The organism is Syntrophomonas sp. UBA5494 (genome assembly GCF_002426325.1).
In genome coordinates, this window is sequence record NZ_DIPG01000077.1 from 1,629 (window position 1) to 10,826 (window position 9,198).

The window sequence follows — 9,198 nt, forward strand, 5'->3', positions numbered from 1 at the left end:
TGATTTTGGAGAATACCATAACCGGCAATCTGGAATGGACCATAGAAAACTTCGCCACAAGTCCCAAGGGCTGCCTCACTTTTCCCACCAAGTTCGACATGGTGGAGGCTCTGCTCCCCTTGAATCACGGGGGCAGGACCATCATGCGCATGAGCGTCAATCCCCAACCGATCATCCAAAGGCTGGAGCTGGGCACCTCTTCTTTGCAAGGAAGAATCCAGGCCCTGCGGCAAATGCATGCCGCGGGCTACAAAGTGGGGCTTCTGATTGCGCCGGTAGTATTGCTGGACAACTGGAAAGAGCTTTATGCGCAGCTCATTGAGCAGCTGGCCGACGAACTCAGCGATGAACTCAAGCGGGATTTATTTATTGAAATCATCTTTATGACTTACAGCTATATCCACCGGGTCATTAATGCCGAAGCCTTCCCCAGGGCAGTTCAATTATACGATAAATCCCTGATGACCGGGAGAGGACGGGGCAAATACTGCTATAATTCCGATATCCGGCAGCAGGCCGAGGCATATCTGAGGGAAATCCTGGCTCAAAAACTCAACGGCATACCCATAATATATGTAGTATAGACGGCCTTTCAGACCGCTCCGCTATTAGGCTAAGAATCCCGCTGGCGGGAGCATCTTTAATATAGCTAATTTTCCTCGACCATATAGCTAATATAAGGATTGAGGGGTGATGTCATGCGAGTCAATACTACCGATATAGAACGTTGATAATACGGCCGGTTCTGCCATTGCCATCGTAAAAAGGATGGATGCTCTCAAATTGGTAGTGGATCACCGCCAGTTTCACCAGAGGGTCAACCCCATCAAGATCTTCGTTAATATATCCTTCCAGGTTGGCCATTAGGCTCAAAATTTCCTGCTCACCGCCCGGCGGAGTATAGATGACTTCGCCGGTTGCTTCGTTCTTGAGTACGGTACCCGGTAATTTACGTATTACGACCTGTTTGCTTTCGACCAGGGAGTGGATATCGATGATCATATTCGTTGTAAGCATTTCCCGCTCCTGAACTAATTGATAACCATGCCAGAGCGCTGTACGATAGCTTACTACTTCCTTGGCGGCCGGGTTTTTTATATCCGGCCTGACTCATGGCTTTATACAACTCATCATGGGTGGTAATGATGTTCTCAATAGCAGAACTATCTTTGGCTTCGTTGATGATAACCGCATTGATCAATATATGTTTGTTAGGTATGGTTGCAGCATATCCTTTTAATTCGGCCAATGCGCGGTTAGCCCCGGCCAATTGTCTTAAAACAGGCTTGGTTTCCAGTTCTATGTCGGGTGGCAGCATAGGTAATTTATCTTCAATCATTATTCACGTCTCCTTCATATAGGCATTATATGGCTCGCTTTTACCTATGTAAACATTAAAGGGGTAAAAAACAAACATTTTTGCCTATGTGAGACGTATACTTTCATTTTAATTGCCGCACGTTCCGTTTATATACAGATAACATGCTGTCCGACATGGCGCCCAAGCAGGGTTGACGGCAGAAACGCGCTGCCGAAGTTCATGATCTTCCAGGTGCTGCTGAACCAGTCCGGGGTATACTCTTTGAACGACTTGGCATGGAATTAAATATTTGATCGTAATAACCGCATTATTTAAGTATATAATAATAGCATAATTAAGACTTAATATTGCACAGGGGTGATTGATAATGATTATTAAGCCTACCACCGCTCTAAGGACAGAGCTTGGTGAAATAACCAGAATATGCAAAGAAAAGTCTGAACCTGTTTATCTTACCAAAAATGGCGAGGGCGAGCTGGTTGTAATGAGTATTGCAGCGTTTGAACGTCGTGAAGCAATGCTGAACCTGAGAGCCAAACTGTTGGAGGCTGAACAGCAGCGCCTTAGCGGTGCACCCACCTTTACCACGGATGAGGTGCGGGAATATATCAGGAACCTGTGCAATGAGCGGCTATAAGATCAAAATACTGCAGATTGCTCGCCAAGACATGGTGGATATATATCTGTACATTTTAGCGGACAGCCCCCAATCAGCAATGGCAACGATTGAAAAGATCGCTGACCGAATGGATGCTTTGGCAGGTTTCCCTTTTGCCGGTAAAATCGTACCGGATAATGAGTTAGCCAAGCAGGATTACCGCATGCTGGTTATCGACAGCTATATCGTTTTTTATAAAGTGATCGGGGGCGAAGTGGTAGTGTACCGGGTGCTTCATGGTATGCGGGATTACCCCGACTTACTAAAATGATCACCCGCCGGATAAATAACCGGGTCATCATTGTTTCTGGTGCACTCCGGGACCGGGCCGGCTTCACGATGCCTTCATGCTCCATCCGGCCGACTCCTGCTGCAGGGTCCAAAGGCGGTGATACAACCCCGTCCGGGCCAGCAGTTGCTCGTGCGTTCCCTGCTCCACCACCCGGCCCTGGTTCAAAACTATGATATTGTCGGCTTTTCTCACCGTTCTTAAGCGGTGGGCGATGATGACCACGGTTTTATCGCTGACCAGAGCGTTGATGGCCTGCTGCACCTGGCTTTCGTTCTCCGGGTCCAGGGAGGCGGTGGCCTCGTCCAGGAGCACGATGGGAGCGTCCTTTAAAAGGGCCCGGGCGATCGACACCCGTTGTTTTTCCCCGCCCGAAAGGGTGCAGCCGCCCTCACCCACCGGGGTGTCATAACCCTGGGGGAGATTCATGATAAAGTCGTGACAGCGGGCCTGTTTGGCCGCCCATTCAATTTCCTCCTGGGAGGCGCTCATTTTTCCCACCCGGATGTTGTTGCCGATGCTGTCCTTGAAGAGATAGACGTCCTGAAAAACCATGGAGATGCGGGTGAGCAGGTTCTCCGGGTCGATCTCCTTAATATCCCGGCCGTCCAGCAGCATCCGGCCTTGCTGCACATCCCAAAAACGGGCGATCAGCCGGGTTATGGTGCTTTTGCCGCTGCCCGAGGGGCCGACCAGGGCGGTGATGCTCCGGGGCGGGATGATAAAAGAAACCTCCTTGAGTACGTCGGTATTATCATAGGCAAATGTAACCTTGTCAAATTCGATACTGCCGCCCGCAGGAGCCTCATTTTCCCCGGGCAGGAGTTTTTCATGCCGGATTTGCATGATCCGCTCGGCGCTTAAAACCGAGTAGCGAATCTCAGCGTAGTTAATCAGTACCGCAGTCATCGGCTCAAACACCCGGTTGCCCAGAATCAGAAATAACAGGAAAACCGGCAGGGTAAGCTCTCCCCCCGCCAAGAGGTAGGCGCCCAGGAAAACCATCAGGGTAAGACCGGAACGCATAATAGCGATGGCCACCATCATCACCGGACCCATCATTCCTTCCAGCTTAATAGACTCCCGCATAAGGCGGGCGAAAGCCTCCCGCAGCCGTTCAAACCGTTCCCCGCTTAGATTATGAGACTTGATTTCCCGCATGCCCAAGAGGTATTCCTGCAAGCGGCTGGCGCTGTCCACCTTGGCTTCGATATGCTTCTGGCTCAACCGCAATTGCAGACCGTTGGAAAGCCATACGATCAAGAGCGAAAAGGGCAGGGCGATAAACATTGCCAGGGCCATCTGCCAGTTCATAAACGACAAGCCCAGCAAGGCAATTACAGGAAAAGCCAGCGCGCTTATCATCTGCGGAACATAATGAGAAATGGTGGTTTCCACGGTCGCATAGTCACTCAGCATCATGGTGGTCAGGTCGCCCGGGTCGCGGCTGCCCAAAAAACCCAGCGGCAGCTTGCGCAGCTGTTCGGCCAGGGCGATGCGCCCCCGGGCGGAGGCCGCATAGGCGGCGGTAAAAGTCTTGCTGTAGGCCAGCCCTGAGGCCAGATACTGCACCGGCATCCAGGCAATCAGCACCGCAGATACTATCCACAGCCGGGCGGTATCCATAAGGGTTCCGGGGTTGGCAAAGGACAGATACATGGTGTTGAAAACGTCAAAAATCAGGGCGGCGGGGATAATTTTACACAGGCCGTCCAGGAATGAAGCCAACGAAGGTATTATCAGCTCGCCGGGATTGCCGCTGCTGATGTTATAGAAGAATTTATTCACGATACGTTCACCGCCTTGTTTTCTTTTTCCGCTGCCAAGGCCCATTCCCCGGCGTCTATATGGGCCGACCACATACGATGGTACAGGCCGCCCAACTCGATCAGCTCGTCATGCCGGCCCCGTTCCGCAATGCGCCCCTCATCCACCACCAGGATTTGATCGGCCTGGCGGATCGACGACAGGCGATGAGCGATGATGATCACGGTTTTACCCTGGATCAGCCGGCTCAAACCGGCTTGAATTTGAGCCTCGTTTTCCGGGTCGGCAAAGGCCGTGGCTTCATCGAGCACCAGTATGGGGGAGTTTTTCAAGAGCGCCCGGGCGATGGCCACCCGCTGCGCCTCTCCCCCGGAAAGATAAGTGCCGCCTTCGCCGATTTTAGTTTGATACCCGTCCGGCAGGGATTCGATAAATTCGTGGCAGCGGGCCGCCCGTGCGGCCGCCGCCACCTCTTCATGGCCGGCTTCGGCGTGTCCCATACGGATGTTTTCCTCAATGGTGTCATAGAAAAGATGAACATCCTGAAATACGAAAGAAACCAGGTTCATCAGCATCTCGGTTCCGATCTCGCGCACCTCCACGCCGCCGATGCGAATGCTGCCCGCCCCCACATCCCAAAAGCGGGGAATGAGGTTGGCGATGGTCGATTTTCCACCCCCGGAAGGCCCGACCAGAGCCGTCAATTGTCCTTCGCGGGCGCGAAAAGACACCCCCGCCAAGGCTTCAGTCCGGGTGGACTCATCTTGATTGTCATAAGAGAACCACACGTTGTCGAACTCGATAGTATACTCACCGGGCACCCGGGGATTCAGCGGTTCGGCAATCGGCTCTTGGCCAAAAATGGCGTCGATCCTTTCCACTCCTTCAGAGATCATGCGCATGTTCCCGCCCAGATACATGAGCTTCATGATGGGGATCGACAGGCCGGGAGCAAAAACCAGGAAGAGCATCAGAATCAAGGCGAAAGCTTGATTATCGGGCTGCCCGCTTAAAATAAAAACCCCCACCGGCAGGATGAAAGAGAGCAGCGAGGCCAGGATGGTTGTAAATATGATGTAGGGACGTTTGCAGAACCCGGTGTACTCCACCGCCCAATCCCGATAAGCGATGATGGAATTGTGGAATCGCAGGAAGGAACTTACCGTGAGTCCGAACACCTTGACCGCAGGCATTCCTCTGACATACTCAACCCCGGCCGCATTCATCCGCTCCAGTGCGTTGTGATATTCCTTGATGGATTCCAGGCCTTCCTTTCCGTAAAAGACCAGGGCCTGAAGGAAATAGGCCCCGATAATGGGAACGGCACAGATCAGGGCCAGGCGCCAGTCCAAAACAAACATAACCGCCAGCATGATTACCGGCAGGGCTACCGCTCCCACCAGGTCGGGCAGTTGATGGGCGATGAAGTTTTCGATTTTCTCCACGCTCATTTCCAGCAACTTTTTAATCGCTCCCGTTGACTGGCGGGTGTGGTAGCCCATGGGCAGCCTGGCCAGGTGTTGGGCCAGACGCATCCTGAGGTTGTACAATATACGAAAAGCGGCTACATGCGAGGCCATGATACCGGCGTATAAAAACAACAGTGAGCCCAGCAGCGAATATAAGGCCCACAATCCCCATTGCCGGATCAGTTCCATATTGCTCAAGGCCGGGTTAGCTGCGTTTTTCAGTAATTCCTCCACAATAAAATAGGTAGCCACAAAGGGGAGAAACATCAGTGCATTGCTGATTACGGACAAAACCCCTGAAAGCACCAGCAAACCACGTTTCTCACCGGTAATTTCCAAGAGGCGCGCAATACCGGTTTTCTTGCTGGCAGCATCATCATTGTTCATTGATTATCACCCCTTTTTCATACAAACCAGGGATTGAGCCATACCAGCGCGGTTGGGCACAACCGGTATAATTACCGCTGCATCCGGCTGCGTCGTGAATGGCCATCATACCCCCTGATTCAAACCAGGCAGAGCATACCCCCGAGTAATCCGGCGAAAAGGGAGGCAGTCTAACCGTCAATTTATGCATAACACCCACCTCAACAATCTTTTATGTAATTCATTCCTTATGATCAGACCACCAGTCCGTATTGTCTGAGTAAGATGAACAAGTTGGCCGGGGCCTCTGCAGCGGAAACCAGCATATGCATCAACTTCTCAATGCCCTGATAGCCGTAGAGGGTTTCATCATTGACGAGATTGACAATATATTTCGCTCCCGTCAAATAAGCGCCCTCAAAGCCAATAGCCAGGCATTCCCGGCTATGCCGGCGCTGTAATGGGGAGCGCGGGCGTTCCGGCTGCAGGATCTTGATGCCGGGGGCGTGCTTGCCCAGCCACCGATAGCTCTCTTCCTCAAGGGGGAGGCATTGCTGCGCATAAATCTCTCTTACGTTGAATCTGAACGAAAAGAGCATTTTAGCCAGGGTGAAAGGGCGGATGGTAGCTGAAGCGTCAATGACAACAGGCAGATTGCCAATGGTCGCTTGCGCGGAGAAAATAGCCTTCAGGGCGCGCCGCTTGTAGGTTGATAAATCCATGTCTATGCCGGCTATTGACAGCATGGTCTCATAATTCTGTTTGATTTCTTCAAAGTCATAGCTTACCGGCACATAGATATAGTCTATATCGAGGGCTTGCCTGATATCATTCGCCGCTGCCAAACCTACCGGATTCGGAACGATATTCAAACTCACTCTGGCCAGTTGCTGAAATTCGGCAAAGGTTGCAAACTCCGAGATGTGGTGTATATCCATGTATCCGGCTGCAGCCATAATTTCATAGATCTCACTGTTTTTATCAATGCTTACGTTGTTGCCGCAAAAGGCGGCTGCTGTTAGAAGCTTAGCTTTATCGGACGGCTCCAAAAGGCCATAGATTTTGCGTTGTATATTCACCGGCGGAGGTACTTTGCTATCCAGTGTAATGGGATTCATATGGCATATGGTGAAGCGCATATCCGGATGGCCTTGGCGCAATACCTGCAGCAATGCTTCATGATCGGTGCCCAGCAAATCATCGAGACAGCTCACAAAAATCATCAACACCCTGGGGCGGACTTCCAGTTGCTCGAGAAGCTCCTCAACCGCTTCGCCTATGAGCTCTTCATAGCCCCCCGACACCATGTCGGTCTCATCTATATACAGGTAAGAAAGCCGGTGCTTCAGCCCCCGGGTGATGGCGCCGATAGCGCCATGCCGTCCACATGCAAAGGGGCATACCAAAAGCTGATAGCTTTCCGGCACCAACATGCCGGTTCTAACCACCCCCCAGCCTCCGCGGGATGGCGAGCAATATCGCAATGTATCAGGAAAGCGGGCCAATAAACCCGTCTGTGTTTGTTGAATCAACTGCATGCAATCACCGCCTTTTTCGCCAATTCCATATATTCTTTTGCCGTAAACTGCAATTTTGTGCATCATGATGATCTTCCTTTGGATAGTTAGAGCATTCTAACTATTGTGCTAAAATAAATAGGGAACCTGACTATTGAACCCTGATTTTTATTGCTGCTGAAAGTCAATGGAATATTTTCTTTTTAATCCAGAAGCGTATCTCGATACGTACCTCTATATCTCATAGAAAATGCCCTTGGTGAGTTTCTGTGTACTTATCTGAAGACAACACCCGGGGTGTGATTCAAAAAGGATTGTGGTCTAAATACCTGGACATTTTCTTCAGGTGGGCTCTGGCTTTCATAAGATCAATTTTCATGTTACGCAAGCCGAATCTGCGCAACAATTCTATTATTTCCTGGTCGTTATAAGTATCGATCGGTTTTCGACTATTCACTTTGCTCAGGAAGGCTAGGGCCGATTCTAATCGTTCTAGTGACATCATCTTATTAAGAAGGGTCGCGTTTCACCGTCGTCAGCGCCTGGGAAATACTGCTCAAGCTGGAGCTTGACAGGATTTTATAGGGTTTATTGATCCGGCTGCATATTTTCTTAACGCTCAAACAAGCGCCATGACTGTTGCAATCAACCGGACACAGGATGATATCGGATTTCTTTATCAAGCCCTCCAATTCTCTTTCTCCCGAGTGCAGATAGCCGTCATGATACTCGAAGTCGGCCCCTAGGTTTTCAACCACATCGCGATAAAAACTTCTGAGCTTGGTCAGCCCCCCGACGATCAAAACCCGCTTGTCGCACAGGTGACGGCAGCACTGGTTTTGGGAACAATCGGTTTGGTCGCAATCATTATCGCGTATCAGGCGTTCGATCTCGCTGCATAATTGCACATTGATCTCTTTCTGCAGCCATAGATCAGATTGCAAGGCCTCTTTTTCCTTTTCTAATTTTTGCACCCGTTCCTGGGCTTCATGCCAGGCATTTTCAGCTTGATGAAGGGCCCTGGTCAACTGTGCGCTATCTTCGACGCAACTATTTATGGTGGTGTCGGCCTGAACCGAATGTTCAGAATCTGCCGAAATGCGTTTTTCCAGGTTATGTAGTTTGTTTTCCAAATTGCGACGGATCTTTTCTGAGGCAGCCAGATATTTGGCCAGTTCTCTCCGCTCCTTCTTTTCCTGCCGGAGTCTGGCCGTCAACTGGGCATTGATATAGGATAAACGGTCATATTCGATTTTTTCCTGGCGCGCTTTGCCGCCGTTGAGATGGGACAACATATGAACATCGCCGAAGACGTTGTTGATCGTTTTCTCTGCAAGCCCCGGATGGGTGACCGCCACCCAGTACAGCCCGCAAATATGGCCTGATTTCACATGATCCTGCCATGCCGCCATAAACTGATCTTCAGTACAATTCCCGAAACGGGAGATTTCGTAGCGGTATTTATGGTTCAGATGACTGTTCAGGCGGCGTGACACTTTGTTCTCCGAATACAGGGCCTGCACCATGAACATATGGATTTCATGGTCGGAAAACGGCTTGCAGTCAATATGCAATTTATTGAGAATCAGCCTTTGCTCGTCCATATCCAGACAGGTGCCGCACACCGAACAGAATAAATCACTGGATATATCCCAAACAAATTTGCGTTTATTGCTTTTAGCCGGCATAGAATGTGTTTCGCCAACCGGTTTGATATGATTATTTGAAATCTCCATAGCTTACCTCCTTCCATGGATTTTTTCGGCAAGAGTGTAGGTGGAGTTCACTCTGCACTGCTATCGGTTTTTCCT

Annotated in this window: 10 protein-coding genes; 3 read left to right on the forward strand and 7 right to left on the reverse strand. The window is 50.6% G+C overall.

Translation table 11 applies throughout. The features are described 5' to 3' along the window. Positions 1–584: SPL family radical SAM protein (locus B3W37_RS08700; RefSeq protein ID WP_483175398.1), on the forward strand; the 584-nt coding region annotated here is incomplete at its 5' end. A gap of 127 nt (positions 585–711) precedes the next feature. On the opposite strand, the gene B3W37_RS08705 is transcribed toward B3W37_RS08700, so the two are convergent. Both B3W37_RS08705 and B3W37_RS08710 read right to left on the reverse strand, forming a co-directional pair. Continuing rightward, entirely contained in the window at positions 712–1,017 is a 306-nt protein-coding gene (locus B3W37_RS08705) for a Fic family protein (RefSeq protein WP_483175399.1), read from the reverse strand. Then, positions 950–1,339 carry a Fic/DOC family N-terminal domain-containing protein gene (locus tag B3W37_RS08710; protein ID WP_483175400.1) on the reverse strand — a complete coding sequence of 130 codons (390 nt, stop codon included), beginning with the start codon at positions 1,337–1,339 and terminating at the stop codon, positions 950–952. The genes B3W37_RS08705 and B3W37_RS08710 overlap by 68 nt, the downstream gene beginning before the upstream one ends. A 349-nt stretch (positions 1,340–1,688) precedes the next feature. Between B3W37_RS08710 and B3W37_RS08715 the strand changes: the two genes are divergently transcribed. Then, on the forward strand, positions 1,689–1,958 hold the full coding sequence (locus B3W37_RS08715) for a type II toxin-antitoxin system prevent-host-death family antitoxin (RefSeq protein ID WP_483169811.1): 270 nt from the start codon (positions 1,689–1,691) through the stop codon (positions 1,956–1,958). Then, entirely contained in the window at positions 1,945–2,250 is a 306-nt protein-coding gene (locus tag B3W37_RS08720) for a type II toxin-antitoxin system RelE/ParE family toxin (protein ID WP_483169812.1), read from the forward strand. Before B3W37_RS08715 ends, B3W37_RS08720 begins: the two co-directional genes overlap by 14 nt. Before the next feature lie 63 nt (positions 2,251–2,313). Here the strand turns inward: B3W37_RS08720 and B3W37_RS08725 are convergent, their stop codons facing one another. From B3W37_RS08725 to B3W37_RS08745, 5 genes are all read right to left on the reverse strand, one after another. Next, complete coding sequence (locus B3W37_RS08725; RefSeq protein WP_483175401.1) at positions 2,314–4,101, reverse strand: ABC transporter ATP-binding protein; 1,788 nt, start codon at positions 4,099–4,101, stop codon at positions 2,314–2,316. Beyond that, entirely contained in the window at positions 4,053–5,891 is a 1,839-nt protein-coding gene (locus B3W37_RS08730; RefSeq protein ID WP_483175402.1) for an ABC transporter ATP-binding protein, read from the reverse strand. Before B3W37_RS08730 ends, B3W37_RS08725 begins: the two co-directional genes overlap by 49 nt. Continuing rightward, positions 5,881–6,081, reverse strand: a complete 201-nt coding sequence (locus B3W37_RS08735) for a hypothetical protein (RefSeq protein ID WP_483175404.1) — start codon at positions 6,079–6,081, stop codon at positions 5,881–5,883. The genes B3W37_RS08730 and B3W37_RS08735 overlap by 11 nt, the downstream gene beginning before the upstream one ends. 43 nt (positions 6,082–6,124) lie before the next feature. After that, positions 6,125–7,474 (reverse strand): nitrogenase component 1, encoded by a 1,350-nt coding sequence (locus tag B3W37_RS08740; protein WP_483175406.1) that lies wholly within the window; start codon positions 7,472–7,474, stop codon positions 6,125–6,127. A gap of 422 nt (positions 7,475–7,896) precedes the next feature. Then, on the reverse strand, positions 7,897–9,123 hold the full coding sequence (locus tag B3W37_RS08745) for a DUF2325 domain-containing protein (RefSeq protein WP_483175408.1): 1,227 nt from the start codon (positions 9,121–9,123) through the stop codon (positions 7,897–7,899). Positions 9,124–9,198 lie beyond the last annotated feature (75 nt).

Bases quoted from the DNA above. Each gene is read 5' to 3' on its own strand.
- B3W37_RS08705 (WP_483175399.1), bottom strand. From the start codon at position 1,017: ATGCTTACAACGAATATGATCATCGATATCCACTCCCTGGTCGAAAGC.
- B3W37_RS08730 (WP_483175402.1), bottom strand. From the start codon at position 5,891: ATGAACAATGATGATGCTGCCAGCAAGAAAACCGGTATTGCGCGCCTC.
- B3W37_RS08715 (WP_483169811.1), top strand. From the start codon at position 1,689: ATGATTATTAAGCCTACCACCGCTCTAAGGACAGAGCTTGGTGAAATA.
- B3W37_RS08720 (WP_483169812.1), top strand. From the start codon at position 1,945: ATGAGCGGCTATAAGATCAAAATACTGCAGATTGCTCGCCAAGACATG.
- B3W37_RS08740 (WP_483175406.1), bottom strand. From the start codon at position 7,474: ATGATGCACAAAATTGCAGTTTACGGCAAAAGAATATATGGAATTGGC.
- B3W37_RS08735 (WP_483175404.1), bottom strand. From the start codon at position 6,081: ATGCATAAATTGACGGTTAGACTGCCTCCCTTTTCGCCGGATTACTCG.
- B3W37_RS08710 (WP_483175400.1), bottom strand. From the start codon at position 1,339: ATGATTGAAGATAAATTACCTATGCTGCCACCCGACATAGAACTGGAA.
- B3W37_RS08745 (WP_483175408.1), bottom strand. From the start codon at position 9,123: ATGGAGATTTCAAATAATCATATCAAACCGGTTGGCGAAACACATTCT.
- B3W37_RS08725 (WP_483175401.1), bottom strand. From the start codon at position 4,101: ATGGGCCTTGGCAGCGGAAAAAGAAAACAAGGCGGTGAACGTATCGTG.